This window comes from Corynebacterium uropygiale (assembly GCF_021568315.1).
Lineage (GTDB): Bacteria > Actinomycetota > Actinomycetes > Mycobacteriales > Mycobacteriaceae > Corynebacterium > Corynebacterium uropygiale.
Genome location: NZ_JAKGSI010000006.1, coordinates 1 through 17401 on the forward strand (window position 1 = coordinate 1; position 17401 = coordinate 17401).

Here is a 17401-nt window from a genome sequence, read left to right on the forward strand (position 1 = left end):
AAAGCAATCGCGATTCCTTGGTGAGGGCGTGTACGACGATGCCGAGCCGCACTCGGGCCATAAAGAGCGAGACCACGCCGTAATGAAAGCTCAATGGGGCATTGGGAGAAACGTTTACCGTCAGGATCATTTCGATTACCTGGAGTTGAGTCTTCACCACAACGACGAACTGCTTGCCCCAGAAGTGATGGAGGAGATCTGCCAGCGTATTCATGCGCTGTGGCGTTCACAACTTGTGGGTGTCGTGGATCTTTCCTCTGAGATTGCGCAGCGCCCAAAGCTCACATCCCTCACCGGCTCAGCAGAGATGATCACCGGAATAACGCGGTGGAATCCCTTCCACAGGGAGGAGTTCGAGGACTACCGTCAGCGTTGGGAGGAGAGAGCGTCCCAGGCTCAGTGATCTCTCACTGTGGTAGAAGGCAGCGCGGACGTTCAGAACACCCACCGACCTTCCCCTTCGTGCAGGCCGGGTTCTCCCGCTAGGCACACCGGACACACGACATCCCCCACCGTCCCCTGCTCGCGGGCGTCTCCCGCGTTAAACCGCCCACACTTGTCGGCCTCTCTCACAGAACGCGCGATAATGTGCAGCATGGCACAAGTACATTCTGATGCCCCCTCAACCCGGGAGCGCACATTCCTGGGCCACCCATGGGGGTTGGCCAACTTGTTTGGCATCGAGATGTGGGAGCGCTTCAGCTTCTACGGCATGCAGGCCCTCTTGGCCTACTACATCTACCACCCGATTGCGCAGGGCGGCCTCGGCCTGGATAAGGCGACGGCCACCTCCATCGTGGGCGCCTATGGCGGCACGGTGTACCTCTCGGCGCTGTTGGCGTCCTTCGTGGGAGACCGGCTCATCGGCTCCGAGCGCACGCTGTTCTATGCGGCGATCTCCGTGATGATCGGCCACATTTCGCTGGCCGTGGTTCCGGGGACGACGGGCCTGGCGATTGGTTTGGTATGCATCGCGCTGGGCTCCGGCGGGATTAAGACGAGCGCCCAGGTGGTGCTCGGCCAGCTGTACACCCGCGAGGACACGCGCCGCGACGCCGGCTTCTCCATCTTCTACCTGGGCATCAATATCGGCGCGCTCATTGGCCCGCTGCTCACCAACGCCCTCTGGGGCTGGGGCGGCTTCCACTGGGGATTCGGGCTCGCCGCCTTCGGTATGGCGCTGGGCCTCATCCAATACATCCTCATGCGGAAGTCCACCATTGGCGCCGCGGGGCATGAGGTCCCCAACCCGCTGCCGCATTCCTCCTACCTCAAAGGCGCGATCATCGCGGTGGTCGTCGTGGTGCTCGCGGTGGTGCTGCTCACCACGGGAATCATCCCGCTGTCGCAGCTGTCCAACGTGGTGACGGCCATCGCTCTCATCTCCGCGGTGACCATGTGGTGCCAGATGTACTTCTCGCACCTCACCACCGCAGAGGAGCGCTCCCGCCTCGTCGGCTTCATCCCGATGTTCGTCTCCTGCGTCCTCTTCTTCGGGATTTTCAAGCAGCAGTTCACGGTGCTCGCTATTTATTCCGACGTCCGCCTCGATCGCATGATCGGTTCCTTTGAGATGAAGCCGGGCGTCATCAACGCGATCAACCCGATCTTCATCATCATCTTCTCCGCGGTCTTCGCGGCGATGTGGACCAAGCTGGGGGATCGCCAGTGGTCTGCGCCGGTGAAGTTCGGCGTGGCGAACCTCATCATCGGTGTGTCACTCTTCTTCTTCCTGCCCTTCAGTGGTGCGGCCGCGAACTCGGTGCCCATGTATCCCATCGTCTGGATCCTCTTCCTCTTCACGATGGGTGAGCTGCTGCTCTCCCCCGTCGGCAACTCTCTTGCCACCAAGCTCGCACCCCACGCCTTCCCCTCGAAGATGTTCGCCCTCTGGCTCATGGCGCCGGCGACGGGCGCCTCGCTGGCCGGCACCGTGGCGAAGCTCTATAACCCGGACAACGCCAGCGCCGAGAACACGTTCTTCTTGGTCCTCGGCTGCGCCTCGATTGTCCTGGGCATCATCGTGCTGCTGCTCAAGCGCTGGGTGCTCACGCGATTCCAGGGGATCCGCTAAAGCGCGCCAACCTGAGCGACCTTAGCGCCCCTGGCCCTCGAACATCTCCCGGGTGCGCGCCACGAGGTGCTCGGCGATCGCGAGGGAGGAGGTCGCGCCCGGGGAGGGAGCGTTGCGCAGGAGGACCGCCCGGCCCACGTGGTGGATGACGAAGTCATCGACGAGGCTGCCGTCGGCATTCATAGCCTGCGCCCGAATCCCCCGAGTGATCGGGGTGGACGCGGCCCCGTGCAGGGAGGGGACGTAGGCCTCGGCGCCCGCGAGGAACGCCCGGCGCGAAAGCACCGCGCCGAGCTCCCGCTGCGCCGCCCTCATGTTCTGCGCGGCGAAACGCCAGAAGCCCGGCTCCATCGCGATGCCGAGGGAGTCGCGGGGGCTCAGCGCCCAACCGCGATAGTTCTCACGGCCGAAGGAGAGGAAGGCGTTGGGGCCGACGAGCATCTCGCCGTCCACCCGCTTGGTGAGGTGCACACCAAGGAACGGGTAGGCCGGGTCCGGCACGGGGTAGACGAGCCCGCGCAGAATGTCCCGGTGCTCGGGGGCCAGCTGCGAATACTGCCCGAAGAAGGGCACGATGACCGGGTACTTCGGCGCCCCCGCCATCCGCGCCAGCCGGTCCGAGTGGAGGCCCGCGCACACGATGACCAGGTCAAAGGTCTCCGGGCGCTGGCCCTCCCGCCCACCGTCGAGCTCGACGGCGCAGCCGTTGTCATTGTTGATGAGGTTGGTGACCGCGGCGCCGAAGAGGGTGCGCCCGCCAGCTTGGCGGACGTCCTCCAGTAGCGCGCGGGTAACGGCCGCGTAGTCGATGATCCCGGTGTGCGGGGAGTGCAGGGCCAGGCGCCCGGTGGCGTTGGGCTCGATGGCGCGGATCCCCTCGGGGCCGATGAGCTCGACGTCGGGAACTTTATTGGCGATGGCTTTCTCCGCGATGGCGCGCAGGCGCTCGTCCTCCTCCTCGCTGAGTGAGACGACGAGCTTCCCGCACTCCTCGAAGGGCAGGCCGCGGCTCGTGGCGTACTCGGTGAGGAGGTCGACGCCACGGCGGCAGAGCGTCGCCTTGAGGCTGCCCGGCTGATAGTAGAGGCCCGCGTGGACGACGCCCGAGTTGTGGCCGGTCTGGTGCGCGGCGGGGCCGCCCTCCTTATCGATGATGGTGACCTCGGCACCGGGGAGCTGCCGCTGCACCTCGCGGGCCGTGGCCACGCCGATGATGCCGGCTCCAATGACGGCGCATTTCATGATGGGTTCCCTTTCGTGGGTGGTTTACTAGTGGCTATGACGATGACGCTGACGGCCCAGGCAGTGACCGCCATCCGGCGGGGGATCCTCCGCGGCGAGCTGCGCCCCGGGGAGCTCTACACCGCCGGGGCCCTGGGCGAAAGGCTCAACATGTCGCGCACCCCGGTGCGGGAGGCCTGCCAGGAGCTCGCCCGGCGCGGGCTCGTGCGCACGGTGAAGAACCGGGGCGTCGAGGTGGTGTGCACCTCCGCGGAGGCGTTCGTGGAGATCTTCGAGCTCCGCCTCCTGTTGGAGGGGCGGCTCACCGCGCGGGCCATCGCGCTGAAGACCCCGGAGCGGGAGGCGGAGTTGCTCGCTGCCGTCGAGCACTTTCGTCAGGTGGCGGCCGCCGGCGACGCCGAGGCCACCCTCCGCGCCGACCGCGACGTCCACGACGTGCTCCTCGCCGGGGCGGGCAACGCGCGGGCCCGGCACCTCCTCGCGGAGAATCGCGACGTCGTGCTGGGGACGGGCATCGGCACGGTGCCGGCCTCCCGCTCCCCGGAGGAGTGCGTGGCGGATCACGATGACATCGTGGAGGCCTATCTGTCCGGGGACCCGGCGCGCGGGGAGGCCGCCATGACGCGCCACATCATCCACACCGCGGCGATGCTCCTGCGGCAGGAGGCGGCCCACCGACCGGAGTTCGGGGCGGTGGATGTGGAGGCGTCCCTCGGCTGGCTGAGGCATGGCCCAACCCTAGCCTAGGTTGCATGCAACCCGCAATGACCGGCGGGAAAGCAAAGGTCCTACACTGGAGGGGTGCGCACTCCAGACTTCCCCACGGGCCTCAAAAGAACTGAGGCGACGATGGCCGCCATCAAGGAGCTCATCATCTCCCAGCACCTCCGGCCCGGCGATCCCCTCCCCACGGAATCCTCCCTGTGCGATCAGGTAGGGGTCTCCCGCTCCTCGGTCCGCGAGGCCATCCGCAAGCTGGAGGCGCTGCGCATCGTCTCCGTCGAGCACGGGCGGGGAACCTTCGTGGGCTCGCTCTCCATGGAGCCACTTGTCCAGACACTCGCCTTCCGCGCGATCCTCCACGCGGAGGGGGATTTCTCCGCTCTCCGCGACGTCATCGAGGTGCGCCGCTACCTCGACCTCGGCTGCGCCGAGCAGGTACTCAGCTCCCTCGCGGGCACCGAGCAGCCGGAGCTCCAAGCCTGCGTGGAGCGGATGCGCGAGCACGCCCGCGCCGGCGAGCCCTTCCCCGACGAGGACATCGCCTTCCACCTCGGACTCATGGCCCCCACCCCCAACGAGGTCATCAAGCAGCTCATCCACAGCCTCTGGATGGTCCACCAGGCGGTGGTCCCGGAGCTCGGCCTGGAGATCACCCCGCACCTCGAGGAGACCGCCGAGGCCCACCAGGCCATCCTCGACGCCGCCCTCGCCGGGGACGTCGAGGCCTACCGCCAGGCCGTGAGCGCCCACTACGAGCCGCTCGAGGCTATCGTGCAGGACCGACTGTGAGGAACTGCGCCGTAATCCACTGGGGATCCGTGATGGCCGTCCCGACGATCACCGCATCCGCCCCCTTCTCAAAAGCCTCCGCCACCTGGGCGGGGCTGTGGTAGCGCCCCTCCGCGATGAGGAAGGGCTCCGGGCCCAGCAGCTCGCGGGCTCGGCTCAGGCACTCGAGGTCCGGGCCCTCCGTGGGCGCCCGGTGCTCGGTGTACCCGGCGAGCGTCGTCGACACAATATCCGCCCCCTGCTCGGCGGCGTGGGCGATCTCCTCGGGGGTGGCGCAGTCTGCCATGTAGAGGGTGCCGGCCTCGTGCGCGGCGGCGATGCGCTCCGCGAGGGAGGAGCCGTCAGCCGGCTCCCGGAACGTGGAATCCGCGCAAACGACGGCCGCCCCCGCCTCAGCCACCGCGCGCACGGAGGCCACCGAGGGGGTGATGTACACGCCCTCGCTCCCCTCCTTGGTGAGACCAAAGACGGGCAGGCCGGTGGCCTCGGCGATGGCGCGGATATCCGCCAGGCCGCCATAGCCGCCGCAGCGGATCGCCGGCGTCCCGGCGCGCGCGCACGCCTGGGCCACGTGGGCGAGGGTGTGGGTATCGCGCATGGGGTGGCCGTCGGGGGCCTGAACGCTCACGATAACGCGGCCGCGAAGGGCCTCACGGAGATCTGTCATGATGCGGAGTCCTTTCTTATGGATGTGCTTCCGACGCCGTGGTCGACGGCATAGCGGGCGGCACCGACAAGCGGTGCCCGGCCGCCGAGCCGGGCGCGCATGATCGGCACCTCACGGTGGAGGCTGAGGCAGGCGCTGCGCGCCCCCTCCCGCAGCGGGCCGAGCACCCGCTCCCCGAGCTCGGCCACTCCCCCACCGACGATGATCGCGCTGAGGTCCCAGGCGCTCATGATGGCGCCGAGCGCCTCGCCAAAGCCGCGGAGGTTGCCGTCGAGGATGCGGCGGATGAGCTCATCATCGCGGGCGAGGATCTCGGGAAGCGTCTCCTCCCCGGGGCTCAGCGCCCAGGGGATGGGCGCGCGGGTCTCGGGCTCGCGGCGCAGGACGTGGTAGTAGCGGCACAACCCCGTGCCTGAGCAGGAGCTTTCGCAGCGGGTGGCCAGTCCCCGGAGGTCCGCGCAGCGCAGCTCGGAGATCTCGCCCGCCGCGGCGGTAGGCCCGCCGAGCAGCTCGCCCGCATCGATGATCGCCCCGCCCACGCCGGTACCCAGGGAGACGACGAGGATCCGCGCCCCCTCCGGGAGCTCCCGCCCGGCGCCCAGGTGATACTCCCCATAGGCCATGATGCGCACGTCATTGTGCGCGGCGCAGGGGACCGGGCGGGGGCTGGCCGCCGCGGCGAGTGCGCCGAGGTCCGTTCCGGCCCAGCCGCGCAGCGTGTCCCCGTTGTAGCGGATGAGACCGCGCGGACCCTCCACCACGCCCGGCGCGCCCATCCCGATCCTCTCGATGCGCACGCCCTCCTGCTCGGCCAGCTCCCAGCCGCGGGCGATAGCGGCGCGCACCTGCGCGTGCGGGTCGAGCCCCTCCCCTTGGGTGAGGCTGCGAAAGGGCGCGAGGACGGTGGTGGGGTCGTCGTCGGGAACAAAGCCGGCGGCGATCTTTGTTGCCCCGATGTCGAGGGCGAGGCTCACGGGCCGGGCTCCGGCGCTCACGGCTCGGATACCTCGGGCACCTCGCGGACCTGGGCGGCGTCGACGATCTCCGCGATGGCAGCCTTCTCCTCCTCATTGAGGGCGACGTGCGGCGGGGCCATGAGCGCGCTGGGGAAGACGCCCAGGTGGTGGAGCGCCTCCTTGAAGCTGCCCAGCCCAGCGGAGGAGCCGCCCATCCGCGCGGGCGAGCCGACGGTCACGATCCGGAAGAGCTGGTTGATGCGGCGCTGGAGCTCGGCGCCCTCGGCCCAGCGGCCCTCGCGGAGCAGCCGGTGGAGCTCGACGTAGCTGAGGGGGTCGACGTTGCCGAGCCCGGGCACGACGCCATCGGCGCCGGCCAGGTAGGCGAAGTCCACGGTGGTCTCCGAGCCGGTGAGGATGCTGAACTCCTCGGGGCGCAGGCCGGCCTCCGCGCGCATCTCGATGAGGGTGCGCAGGTAGCCGTCGTTTCCGCCGGAGTCCTTAATGCCGCGGAGGGTGCCCTCCCGGGCGAGCTCGATGAGCATCGCGGGGTCGAGGACCGTGTGCACGGAGACGGGGATGTTGTACGCGAAGAGCGACAGCTCGGGCGCGGCGCGGTGGATGCGGCGGAAGTGCTCGGCGATCTCCGCGGGGTGGGTGCGGACGTAGAAGGGGGCCGTGGCGACGAGCCCCTGCGCGCCGGCGTCGAGGGCATCGCGGACGTGATCGAGCACGAGCGGGGTGCTCATGTCGATGACCCCGGCGGTGATCGGCACGCGGCCGGCGGCGGCTTCCCGGACGGTCTCGATGACGATCCGGCGGTTCTCCCTGCTCAGGAAGGCCGTTTCCGCGGAGGAGCCGAGGACGAAGAGGGCGTCGACGTCGGCGCGGATGAGGCGGTCCGCGTGGCGGGCGAGCGTCTCGGTGTCGATGCGCGGGCTGTCGTCGAGGAAGGGGCTGAGGACGGGCGGGATGACGCCGTGGAAGAGCGGGGCGTCGGGGGCGGGGGCGGTCATGGGAGGACTCCTTGGGTTTCGGGGGGCGCGGGGATCGCGGGCTCGCGGCTCACGAGAGGAGCGCGGCGAGTGCGGCGCGTACGCGTGCTGCCTCCCAGCCTACGCCCGGATTAATCAGACATCAGATGACTCGCTGGCTGGACTGCGTTCCCCGGACTAAGGTAGGGAACGCACCGACGATTGTTCAGCGCAATCACGGACAATCACCCAGGAGACCAGGAGACAAGGAGCCGCCTCGTGCGCACCTACCGCGGCCACATCCACACCGGGCGCGAGGACCTCGGTCCCGGCACCATCACCGTGGACGGCCAGGTCATTCACTCCATCACCCCGGACGAGAGCGGCAGCGATGACCCCACCCTGCCCCTCATCCTCCCCGGCTTCGCCGACCTCCACAATCACGGCGGCGCCGGCGGGGCCTTCCCCACCGGCACCCTCGACGAGTGCCGCCGCGCCGCCCTCTACCACCGCGCCCACGGCTCGACGACGCTCTTCGCCTCCCTCGTCTCGGCGCCGGGCCCCCAGCTGGTGGAGCAGACGGCCCGCCTCGCGGACCTCGCGGACGAGGGCCTCATCACCGGCGTGCACATGGAGGGCCCGTTCATCGCGGCCTGCCGCTGCGGCGCCCAGGACCCGGCGGCCATCATCCCCGGGGACCCGGAGATCTTTGCCCAGGTCATTCGCGCTGGCCGCGGCTACCTGCGGCAGATCACCTTCGCCCCGGAGACGGCACACGCGCTGGAGCTGCTCGACCTCTGCGCGGAGCACGGGGTCATCGCGTCGCTCGGGCACACGGACGCGGATTTCGCGACCACCGCCCGGATCATCGGGGAGGCCGCCGAGCGCGGGGTGACCGTCACCGCCACGCACCTGTTCAACGCCATGCCGCAGCTGCACCACCGCAACCCGGGGCCTATCGCGGCCCTGCTCGAGCGAGCGGGCAAGGGGGTCGCGGGCGTCGAGATCATCGCGGACGGGGTGCACCTCGCGGATGACACCGTCGATTTCCTCGACTCCGCCACCGAGCACGCCTTCCTCATCACCGACGCCATGGAGGCCGCGGGCAAGCCCGATGGGCAGTACATCCTCGGCGCCCTCGACGTCACGGTCGCCGACGGCATCGCCCGCCTCACCCCCGGCCCCGGCGAGGAGGGCCCCGGCGCGATTGCCGGCGGGACCAGCACCATCGCCTCCCAGGTGCAGCGGCACCTGGCCCGCGGATGGTCGCTCGGTCACGCGGTGGAGATGTCCTCCGCGCGCGCGGCCGCGGTCCTCGGGACGGCCGCCCCGGTGCTCGCCCCCGGCGAGCCCGCCACCTTCGTTCTTCTCCACCCTGCCGGCGGGGTGGAGCGCTGCGTCGCCGCCGGCACTGATCTTTCCCCGGAGGAGGAACCATGGAGATTCTGATTCGCCCCACCGCCGCCGATGTGGCCACGCAGGCCGCCCGCATCCTCGCCCACTACGCGCGCGAGGGCGCCACCCTTGGGCTCGCGACGGGGTCGACGCCCGTCGCCACGTACCAGGAACTCATCCGCATGCACCGCGAGGAGGGGCTGAGCTTCGCGCAGTGCCGCGCCTTCCTCCTCGACGAGTACATCGGCCTGCCCCGCGAGCACGAGCAGTCCTATTACCGCACGATCCGCCGCGAGTTCACCGAGCACATCGACATCGAGGACGCCAACGTCCACTCGCCCGACGGCCTCCTCCCCGACTCCGACGCCGCCGGCCGCAGCTACGACGAGGCCATCCAGCAGAGCGGCGGGGTGGACATCCAGCTGCTGGGCGTCGGGACCAATGGGCACGTGGGCTTCAACGAACCGGGGAGCTCCCTCGCCTCGCCGACGCGCCTCAAGACACTCCACCCGCAGACCGTGAAGGACAACGCGCGCTTCTTCGACTCCGCCGATGACGTCCCCCGCCACGTCCTCACCCAGGGCCTGGGGACCATCTCCCGGGCCCGCCACCTGCTGCTTCTCGCCACCGGCGAGGGCAAAGCCCCGGCGGTCCACGCCCTGGCGGAGGGGCCCGTGAGCGCCCACTGCCCGGCGAGCATCCTGCAGCTGCACCCGCACGCGACGGTGATCGTCGACGAAGCGGCGGCCCGCGACCTCCAGGAGTCGGAGTACTACCGCTACGCCGACGCCAACAAGCCCTCCTGGCAGCGCCACTAGCCCGGCGCCCCACGCGGGACGTAATACGCTAGAAGCTATGCCACGCACAACGGAGCAAGGAAGTATCCGCGCTGCCTTCCGCGCCATCCGGCACTTCCGGGTGGAGATCGCCATGATCTGCTGCGGGCTGGCGCTCATCGGGGTGACGATGCTGCTGCGCCCCTATGACGTCAACCCGCTGTCGTTGCTCTTCGCCGTCGCGTTCACCGCGTCGATGGCCCTCGCCGTGCGCTATCCGCTGCCCGGCGCGCTGCTGTTTACCTCGCTGTTCGCGGTGGCGACGATCTACCCCGAGCACCGCATCGCGGCGTTCACGTTCATGGCCCCGCTGCTCTGCGCGGTGGTGATGCGCGCTGGGGCGACGCGCCTCGCAATCATCACGGCGGCGATCCTGTGGCTCTGCGGCCTCGTCGAGCGCCAGGCGGACCGCCCCTTCTCCTTCGACCCGCTGCCGGCCTTCATCTGGGCGGGGCTTTTTGTCATCTTCCTCCTCATCGGTTGGGAGGCCAGCCGCTCCCTCCGCCAGCGCCGCATGCTCTACGAGCAGTGGCAAAACGACATGCGGGATCGCCGGCGCACCCTCGCGGAAACCCTGCACGATTCGGTGGCGTCCTCGCTCACCTCGATCGTCATGCGCTCGGAGGCGCTAGCCCTCTCCCCGCCCGACGAGGAAACCGGCAAGGAGCTCGAGGACATTGCCGACGCCGCCCGCCAGAGCATGCAAGAGGTGCGGGCCCTCCTTCGGATCCTTGACACGGAGGAGCGGGAGAACAACGGGGCCACGGAGACCACCCCGCCCTCAGTGGTCCAGGCCGTGCAGAATGCCGCGCAGAAACTCCGGTCCTACCAGCTCAACCCGCACACGGAGATCTCCACCGGGCTGCTCGACTTCAACTCCGCCCGCCTCGAGGTGGTGGACAAGATGCTCAACGAGGCGGCGCTCAACGCCGGCAAGTACGCCGTCCGGCGCTCGAAAGTTGACATTCGCGTTTCTTCATATGAGGATTTCGTGCGCGTGTCGATGACGAACCTCGTGGCCAACCGCCCGCACGACCCCACAATGAGCTCTGGCATGGGAATTCCCGCCCTGGTGCAGATGGCCTCGAACGTCGGCGGGAAGCTCAGCACGACGTCCGACGGCGACACCTGGACCGTCTCCCTCGACGTGCCGATGGCGGGCGTGAGGCGTCGAGGCCTCTAAATTACCCCCATATGGGTGTCCTCTTTCGACCACTCTTCGGCCCCAGCGGTATCCCCGACCGGCCGCACCGCGTACCCTACTATCTGAGAGAACGCTTTACCCTCTGGAAGGAACCAACCATGAAGCGCTTCCACCGTCTGGCAATCGCCGCTGCCCTTGTCGTCTCTACGACGCTCCTGCCCGCCACCGCCCACGCCGATGAGCGTAACTACGGAGCCGCCTACAAGATCTTCAGCTGCTCCACCTACTGGTACCCGTGGTGCCGCCACTAATCTGCTCGGCTTCGGCCGGGCTGCCCCATCCGGGAACACCCACTAAACTGATTTCTTATGAGTGATCCGGAGTCACAACCAACCCAACTTCTCATCGTCGATGATGACTCCCTCGTGCTCGGTTCGCTGCGCCGTTATTTCGCCAGCGTCGATGACATTGAGGTAGTCGCGGAAGCACACAACGGGGTCGACGCCCTCCAAGCCATCAATGACCTCAGCATTGACACCGTGCTGGCTGACATCCACATGCCCGAGATGGATGGGTTAGAGCTCCTCCGGAAGATCCAGAAGATGGCCAACCCGCCGACGTTCATCGCGATGACCGCCCTGGACGCCGACGAAACCATGCTCGACGTGCTCTCCCACGGCGGTGCCGCCTACGTGGTCAAGAGCGCCAAGGCCAGCTTCATCATTGACACCGTCCGCCAGGCTGCCGCCGGTGGCACGGTGATTTCTTCGCGCTCCCTTGGCCGCCTCATCGACGACCTCCCCGACCGCCCCACCCGCAAGCTCCCCGAGCTCAGCAAGGGCGAGGCGAAGGTCCTGGCCATGCTCTGCGAGGGGCTCTCCAACGCCATGATCGCGAAGAAGCTCGGCTACGCCGAGGGCACCGTCAAGAAACACGTCTCGACGCTCATCCACCGCTTCGGGGCCTCCTCGCGCCTCAACCTCGTCGTCATTGCGCTGCGCCGCGGCTTCATCCCCGAAGAGGTCCTCGACCTCCCCGAGGACTAGGGGCGCTGCGGCGCGGGGGCGGGGGGCTCTGCGCCGCCCCGCCTACCGCAGCTCGAACTCCATTGAGTCGATGCTCCCGTGGCGGGAGCAGGTGGCCGTCCAGCCGTCGGGACGAATCTTCACCACCATGCGGCGCCCACAGATGGTGCAGTAGCGCGGGGCCTCGAGGCCTGCCGCGGCGGAGGGGGACAGCCGGATCTGGGTGCCCTCCTCGATGAGTTGGCCCGTGTTCGGGTGATACATGCCGGGGGTGAGTGTCGGCGTGCTCATGGGGTTCTCCTTAGACGGCGGAGTTGAGCGCCTTAATGGGAAGGCGAAGGCGGTCCATCATGTCCAGGTCGCGTTCCATCGGACGGCCGAGCGTCGTGAGGTAGTTGCCGACGATGATCGCGTTAATGCCGCCGAGGAGACCCTGCTCGGTGCCTTCATCGCCGAGGCTGAGCTCGCGGCCGCCCGCGAAGCGGAGCGTGGTGCGCGGCATGGCCAGACGGAAGGCCCCAACGGCGCGGAGCGAATCCTCCACCGGCAGCACGTCCATGTGCTGGAAGGGGGTGCCGGGCCGGGGGTCGAGGAAGTTCATGGGCACCTCGGTGGGGTTGACCTCCGCGAGCTGCACGGCGAACTCCGCCCGCTGCTCGAGCGTCTCCCCCATGCCGACGATCCCCCCGGAGCACACCTCCATGCCGGCCTCGCGCACGTACTCGAGGGTCTCCCGGCGCTCCTCCCACGTGTGCGTCGTGACGACGTTCGGGAAGTAGGAGCGGCAGGTCTCGAGGTTGTGGTTGTAGCGGTGAACCCCCAGGTCCTTGAGGCGCTGCGCCTGCTCGCGCGTGAGCGTGCCCAGTGAGGCCGCCACCTGGATGTCCACCTCGCTCTGGATGGCGGCGACGGCGTCACCGACCTGCGCCATGAGCTTCTCGTCGGGACCCTTCACGGCGGCGACGATGCAGAACTCGGTGGCGCCGGTCTTGGCCGTCTGCTTCGCGGCCTCGACGAGCTCCGCGATGTTGAGCCGCACCGCGCGAACGGGGGACTCGAACAGGCCCGACTGGGAGCAGAAGTGGCAATCCTCGGGGCAGCCGCCGGTCTTGAGGGAGATGATGCCTTCCACCTCGACGTCCTCACCGCACCAGCGCAGACGCACCTCGTGGGCGAGTTCCATGAGTTCGGGGATGCGCTCATCGGGGAGCTGGAGGACCTCCAGCACCTCCTCCTGCGTGAGCCCCTCCCCCTTCTCCAGGGCCTTGGCGCGGGCGCGGTCCAGAATGTCCAGTTCGTCAGTCACAGCGGGTCTCCTTGGCTGGGGAGGGTGGGCGGCGCCGCCCACAGGTGAGTGCAGATGAGTGTGGTGAAGCGCAGAATTGAACGCTGTTTAAGCTTATCCCGCGCGGTGAACAGCGTTCAAGTGCCGCGGGGGTGCTCAGGGGACGCGCCCGATGAGGGCGCGGATGAGGCCGTCGTCCTCGCACGCGGCGAGAAGGCAGTGCAGGGCGGCGGATCGGGCGGGCTCCTCCTCGCGAAGCGCGTGATCGAGCACGAGGATCGCCCGGTCGCGCGCGCTCCGGTGCGGGTGGATGCGGGCGGTCCGGGGCGGCTCGAGGCCACTATGGATCAGCACCCAATACGTGCTGAGGCTGACGGCTGGCGGCTGGAGCCTCTCCACGACTCCCCGGGCGCTCACGGGCATGTCCGCCAGAACGAGGGTGAGAACACAGAGCTCAATGGCCCGACGGCGGATCTCCTCCGGCGCGTCGGTGGTCCACATGAGGGCGTCGGCGAGCTCCTCCACCGTGTGGAGGCTGGGTTCATCACAGAGATCGAGGATCTTCTCGAAGAGGACGACGCTCTCCACCGCCGCGGGCGTGAGCTCCGTCAGAGGGGAGAGCGCGAGCTCAGTGAGGGCGCCGCGCAGGTTGTCCCATGGTGACCAGGGGTCGGCCTGCTCGAGGATGCGCCTCGCGAGCCGCACCCACCGGGCAATGTGCGACCCGGCTTCCGTCGAGCCCTCCCCAAAGGCCGCCTCGATGATCTCGCAGAAGCCCTCCGGGGACTCCGCCAACCGGGACGCGAAGCCCTGCCCCGTGAGAGTGGAGACGTGGATGCCCAGCCTGTCGGCGAGGCGCTCGATCACCTCCGGATCGGGAACGCTCTGTCCCGCCTCCCAGCGGGAAATCGCGCTGGTCGAGCAAATCCCCGAGGCCAGCCATTCCTGCGACACCGCCCGATCACGGCGGGCATGGCGCAGCCGCGCGCCGAAGCTCCGCGCGTCGGGGGTGCCGGTGGGGTGAGCTCCCTCGGGCTGGCTGTCCTCCATACCCTGGCATCTTAGGTCACGACGCCTGATGCTGGGCCCGCACAAGCAGCCCGGCTCCGCACGCACCGATGAGAGCGCACACAGCCACGCCCAACCCCAACCCGAGCGCCGAACCGTGCCACACACCGACGCCCGCCGCGCCCAAGGCCCCGCCCAGCTGCAGCATGAGGCGAGAGTGCGCGCCGACGGCCTGCGTCTTCTCGTGGCTCACCACCTCGTAGGCGGCCGAGAGCGCCAGCAGGGTCGCAGCACCCAGGCCCAGGCCGCGAATCGCGGAGCTCAGAAGCGCGAGGACAATGGTGCTCGCTGTCCAGGTGCTGAGGGCCTGCAGGCCCAGCGTCCCCACCGCGGCGACGAGCAAGCCATACGCGATGAGAACGAACGCATTCACCGACTTCCACCGCCCCTTAACGAGCCTCCGAACAGCCCAGGCCCCCGCACCCTGCACACCGAGGATCACTCCCGCCACCCAGGCAGGCTGGCGCAGATCACCCTGGATGTGGATGGAGGTGGACAACAGCGTGCCATAAAAGACCGCACCCACGATGAAACACAGGAGCATCGCGATGCAGAACGGCACCTGCCGGTAGACCAGGACATCGAGCAGCGGCACCGTCGCGCGGCTATCGCAGAGAACAAAAATGAGCGTGCTCACCAGCGCAATGCCGAGGATCACGAGAATCCACGGAGCTGGGCGCGCCCCGATGCTCGTGATCGCCCACAAGAGGCCCACCATGCCCACCAGCGCCGGCACCGCTTGGCCAAGCCCCAGGGGGCACCGAGCAGGGGCGGTTTTTGGGAGAGCGCCCGGCAGCAGCAGCATCGCGAGCAGCACCAGCGGGACGTTCACGAGGAACAGCACCCGCCAGCCCACCGCCCCCACTAGGAGGCCGCCGACAAGCGGCCCAAACGCCGGGGCAATCACCGCGGGAAGTCCGATCGTAGCCAGCGCGGCGCGCATCCCCTCCCTCCCGACGATCTCCGCCGCCAGCGCCTGGACCGCCGGCATGATGAAACCGCAGGCAGCCCCCTGGAACACCCGGGCGGCAACAAACACGCCAAAAGCCCAGCTCAATCCCACGACGGCGGAGGCAACGGCAAAAACGACGAGCGACGCGACGAACACCTGCCGGGCGCCGAACCTCCTCAGGCACGTCGTCGAGAGAACAATCCCCGCCGTGGCGGCGAGCATATACCCCGAGATCCCCAGCTGCGCCGTGCGCTGGGTGACCTCCATGTCCGCGCTCACGGCGGGCAGGAGAACATTGACGAGGCTCGAGTCCAGCAGCGGGAGGATCGCCGCCAGGAGCATGACCGTGGTGGTTCGACGGCTCAGGTGCGACAGTAGAGCAGTCATGAGCGGGTCCTTTCCAGTCGAAGATGAGAGGGGCCACGGGTGTATAGCCCACGTTCTTCCAAGGGATCAGCGGCAAGTTGCCAATGGTCGAGGTAGTCCATCGACACCCGAAATGCTGCTTCGAGCTGGCGTCGGGCCAGCATCGAGCCGATACAAAAATGCAGTCCGGAGCCGAAGGCCACATGCTGGGCCGAGGGGCTGAATGCAGAGCGGATGAGATTATCTTCTCTCCCGAGGACAAACACCCCGGGATCTTTGAACTGTCTCGGATCACGATGCGCTGCGCCGATAAGGCAGTAGACCATGCTGCCAGCAGGTATGGAGACTCCTTCGACCGTCTGCTCACCTACCGAGATTCTCGGGATAATCTGTACTGGTGGATGGAGCCTCAATACCTCGACGAGGAACTTGGACACTTCACGGGGATTCTCCTTCACCGTCGCGAATACATCTGGCATATTTAACATCTCAAACACCATGTAGCTCATCACCTTGTCCAAAGGCTCAGAGGCGGCGAGAAAAATGTTAAGTGCCAGAGCGACGATCTCGTTGTCCGAAAACCCGTATTCCGAACCCTGGCGCGCAAGAAAACTCAACAGATCGCGTCGCGGTTGTCTCCGCCGGACCTCAAGGAGGCGGAGAATAAACGCCCGGAAATAGCCCGCATCTGCGAGACGACGAGACATGTCATGAGGCTCTTTCTGGAGGAGCGTAATAAATTCCACGACGCTCCTATTCCACGGAACGACCCGGTTCTGCCAGCGTTGACCTATGCCAATAAGCCGACATGTCACCTCAATAGCAAAAGGATTTGCTATCTCCGAAACAAAGTCAATAGACGTCTTTCCTTCCGCTTTTTCCCACAAGCGGCTCATGGTGTGCTCCACCGCAGGTAGATAATAGCCATCCATGGCTATCTCAGCCAGCCCGCGAAGGGTAGCTACCTTCTTCTCATCGTGTTCACTGCCGGTCATCTGAGCAAGCACCCGGGCGCCCAGGACAGGCTCAGCCCTTTCTCGCAGGTGGTCGCTACTGAAACCATCAGCATCCTTAAGGACTTGACGCACTCCATCAAACGTAAGAATGCACCACGCATGAGCAAGACGGTCATAATAGACCGGCGCTTGACGCCTCATGTCCTCGTATACGGCGTATGGATCTTTGAGCGCTTCCCCGCTCAGCAGAGTTGGCGATTGAGGATCATACATGATTGTCCTCCCTTTCTGGATTAAATACGAGAAAACTGCTGTGAGGATCAATTTCCAGTGACGTTCTGCCTGATCGCATCATGTCTCCGACTAACCAGTTCTTCGGATAACAGAGTGCTGCACTCGGGTAACCGAAAAACTCGGCACAGTGCGTATAGGCGGGTATTTCATCAATGACATAGGACACGGCACGTGAGAGATTAACCGCATCGTGTGCTCCTCGAACCCGCTGCCGGGAACGACATGCAGCTTCGCTCATCGATAGGCAAGCGGATTGAAAAGATGGATTGTTTTCATATTCTCTGAGCGCAGCTGTACGGCGGTGCTGATAGTCAGGATTCTCTATCAGGTCTGAGATCAGTACTGGGGCACCTCTACTCAGAGAAACACCCGATAGCGCTTCAGCTGCATGAACGGTACGGACATCTTTATTGCATTGTTGGCGGGCTTTTCTCCGAGCTCTCCCCTCTGGGGTGCCCGTCGCGATGAGAAGAGACGCCGCGATCTCACCAGGGTGAAGCACATCCACGGTGGTGAAGCTCTCCGCGCCCCAGCGAAACAGGGCGGCGAGCCATGAGGCAGAGAAACGAGGATTGAACGGGCTCATGCCAACAATGAGGTGGTCAGTGGACGGGATCATCATTCGCGACCTCTCAGCCGGGTGAACGAGACACGC

General features: G+C 67.1%; 19 protein-coding genes. 9 read left to right on the top strand and 10 right to left on the bottom strand.

Translation table 11 applies throughout. The features are described 5' to 3' along the window. Nucleotides 1-403, top strand: a 403-nt coding sequence (locus tag L1O03_RS10435) for a hypothetical protein (RefSeq protein ID WP_236119787.1), incomplete at its 5' end; no start/stop codon positions are given. A 183-nt stretch (nucleotides 404-586) separates the two neighbouring features. Next, entirely contained in the window at nucleotides 587-2074 is a 1488-nt protein-coding gene (locus L1O03_RS10440; protein WP_236119789.1) for a peptide MFS transporter, read from the top strand. Nucleotides 2075-2095: 21 nt separating this feature from the next. Here L1O03_RS10440 and lhgO read toward each other — a convergent pair whose 3' ends face one another. Further along, the gene (gene lhgO / locus L1O03_RS10445) at nucleotides 2096-3316 is read right to left on the bottom strand and encodes an L-2-hydroxyglutarate oxidase (protein ID WP_236119791.1); all 1221 of its coding nucleotides are present in this window, start codon (nucleotides 3314-3316) and stop codon (nucleotides 2096-2098) included. Nucleotides 3317-3352: 36 nt separating this feature from the next. Between lhgO and L1O03_RS10450 the strand changes: the two genes are divergently transcribed. Then, nucleotides 3353-4063, top strand: a complete 711-nt coding sequence (locus L1O03_RS10450) for a GntR family transcriptional regulator (RefSeq protein WP_236119793.1) — start codon at nucleotides 3353-3355, stop codon at nucleotides 4061-4063. 54 nt (nucleotides 4064-4117) lie between these two features. After that, on the top strand, nucleotides 4118-4828 hold the full coding sequence (locus L1O03_RS10455) for a FadR/GntR family transcriptional regulator (protein WP_236119794.1): 711 nt from the start codon (nucleotides 4118-4120) through the stop codon (nucleotides 4826-4828). Here the strand turns inward: L1O03_RS10455 and L1O03_RS10460 are convergent. The 3 genes from L1O03_RS10460 to L1O03_RS10470 are packed head-to-tail and all read right to left on the bottom strand — an operon-like array spanning nucleotide 4806 to nucleotide 7467. Continuing rightward, nucleotides 4806-5495, bottom strand: a complete 690-nt coding sequence (locus L1O03_RS10460) for an N-acetylmannosamine-6-phosphate 2-epimerase (protein ID WP_236119797.1) — start codon at nucleotides 5493-5495, stop codon at nucleotides 4806-4808. The two genes, L1O03_RS10455 and L1O03_RS10460, sit on opposite strands and share 23 nt — an antisense overlap. Beyond that, nucleotides 5492-6490, bottom strand: a complete 999-nt coding sequence (locus tag L1O03_RS10465) for an ROK family protein (RefSeq protein WP_236119799.1) — start codon at nucleotides 6488-6490, stop codon at nucleotides 5492-5494. Before L1O03_RS10465 ends, L1O03_RS10460 begins: the two co-directional genes overlap by 4 nt. Further along, entirely contained in the window at nucleotides 6487-7467 is a 981-nt protein-coding gene (locus L1O03_RS10470; protein WP_236119800.1) for a dihydrodipicolinate synthase family protein, read from the bottom strand. The genes L1O03_RS10465 and L1O03_RS10470 overlap by 4 nt, the downstream gene beginning before the upstream one ends. A 237-nt stretch (nucleotides 7468-7704) precedes the next feature. On the opposite strand from L1O03_RS10470, the gene L1O03_RS10475 reads away from it, so the two are divergent. The 5 genes from L1O03_RS10475 (at nucleotide 7705) to L1O03_RS10495 (ending at nucleotide 11846) form a co-directional block, all read left to right on the top strand. Beyond that, the gene (locus L1O03_RS10475) at nucleotides 7705-8874 is read left to right on the top strand and encodes an N-acetylglucosamine-6-phosphate deacetylase (RefSeq protein ID WP_420830334.1); all 1170 of its coding nucleotides are present in this window, start codon (nucleotides 7705-7707) and stop codon (nucleotides 8872-8874) included. Further along, the gene (gene nagB / locus L1O03_RS10480) at nucleotides 8862-9638 is read left to right on the top strand and encodes a glucosamine-6-phosphate deaminase (RefSeq protein WP_236119802.1); all 777 of its coding nucleotides are present in this window, start codon (nucleotides 8862-8864) and stop codon (nucleotides 9636-9638) included. The genes L1O03_RS10475 and nagB overlap by 13 nt, the downstream gene beginning before the upstream one ends. Before the next feature lie 37 nt (nucleotides 9639-9675). Further along, a complete protein-coding gene (locus L1O03_RS10485) occupies nucleotides 9676-10839 on the top strand; it encodes a histidine kinase (protein WP_236119804.1) in 1164 nt (387 codons plus the stop codon). A 119-nt stretch (nucleotides 10840-10958) separates the two neighbouring features. Continuing rightward, nucleotides 10959-11111 carry a hypothetical protein gene (locus tag L1O03_RS10490; protein WP_236119806.1) on the top strand — a complete coding sequence of 51 codons (153 nt, stop codon included), beginning with the start codon at nucleotides 10959-10961 and terminating at the stop codon, nucleotides 11109-11111. A gap of 57 nt (nucleotides 11112-11168) precedes the next feature. Further along, the gene (locus L1O03_RS10495; protein ID WP_236119809.1) at nucleotides 11169-11846 is read left to right on the top strand and encodes a response regulator; all 678 of its coding nucleotides are present in this window, start codon (nucleotides 11169-11171) and stop codon (nucleotides 11844-11846) included. 42 nt (nucleotides 11847-11888) lie between these two features. Here the strand turns inward: L1O03_RS10495 and bsaP are convergent, their stop codons facing one another. The 6 genes from bsaP to L1O03_RS10525 form a co-directional block, all read right to left on the bottom strand. Further along, a complete protein-coding gene (bsaP, locus tag L1O03_RS10500) occupies nucleotides 11889-12116 on the bottom strand; it encodes a biotin synthase auxiliary protein BsaP (protein WP_236119811.1) in 228 nt (75 codons plus the stop codon). A gap of 10 nt (nucleotides 12117-12126) precedes the next feature. Beyond that, nucleotides 12127-13131, bottom strand: coding sequence for a biotin synthase BioB (bioB, locus tag L1O03_RS10505; protein ID WP_236119813.1), 1005 nt, complete (start codon nucleotides 13129-13131; stop codon nucleotides 12127-12129). A gap of 135 nt (nucleotides 13132-13266) precedes the next feature. Beyond that, nucleotides 13267-14160, bottom strand: coding sequence for a helix-turn-helix domain-containing protein (locus L1O03_RS10510; protein WP_236119815.1), 894 nt, complete (start codon nucleotides 14158-14160; stop codon nucleotides 13267-13269). A gap of 16 nt (nucleotides 14161-14176) precedes the next feature. Beyond that, a complete protein-coding gene (locus L1O03_RS10515; protein WP_236119817.1) occupies nucleotides 14177-15517 on the bottom strand; it encodes an MFS transporter in 1341 nt (446 codons plus the stop codon). Further along, the gene (locus tag L1O03_RS10520; protein WP_236119824.1) at nucleotides 15514-16725 is read right to left on the bottom strand and encodes a cytochrome P450; all 1212 of its coding nucleotides are present in this window, start codon (nucleotides 16723-16725) and stop codon (nucleotides 15514-15516) included. The genes L1O03_RS10515 and L1O03_RS10520 overlap by 4 nt, the downstream gene beginning before the upstream one ends. Further along, nucleotides 16718-17368 (bottom strand): tRNA-dependent cyclodipeptide synthase, encoded by a 651-nt coding sequence (locus L1O03_RS10525; RefSeq protein ID WP_236119829.1) that lies wholly within the window; start codon nucleotides 17366-17368, stop codon nucleotides 16718-16720. The genes L1O03_RS10520 and L1O03_RS10525 overlap by 8 nt, the downstream gene beginning before the upstream one ends. Between the last annotated feature and the right edge of the window lie 33 nt (nucleotides 17369-17401).